Source organism: Paraburkholderia sp. EG286A (assembly GCF_040965375.1).
Lineage (GTDB): Bacteria > Pseudomonadota > Gammaproteobacteria > Burkholderiales > Burkholderiaceae > Paraburkholderia.
Genome location: NZ_JBFRCB010000060.1, coordinates 1 through 255, shown reverse-complemented (window position 1 = coordinate 255; position 255 = coordinate 1). Strand labels below are relative to the sequence as shown.

Here is a 255-nt window from a genome sequence, read left to right as displayed (position 1 = left end):
GCAGCGACGAGCGGGTCGATCAGGTCGCGCCCGGGCTCAAGCAGGCAGGCGTTATGCACATCGGCGAAACCGTCCTCGTCCACGCTGCGCCGGACGGTATCGAGAAAGAAAAGTGGCTCGGCCAGATTCGCGAATTGCGCAGTCGTCGCCCGGTCGATGGTCTGGTCCACGTCGCACGCGCCGACGAGACCGATGCGGGCCTGCCACGCGCGCTCTCGATGATCGCGACCGCGCTCGGCTGGGCCGCACCTGTCA

The 255-nt window shown here is 67.8% G+C and carries 1 protein-coding gene; it reads left to right on the top strand.

Going from position 1 to position 255, the window contains the following annotated elements:
- Nucleotides 1-255: hypothetical protein (locus tag AB4Y35_RS42245; protein WP_368708808.1), on the top strand; the 255-nt coding region annotated here is incomplete at both ends.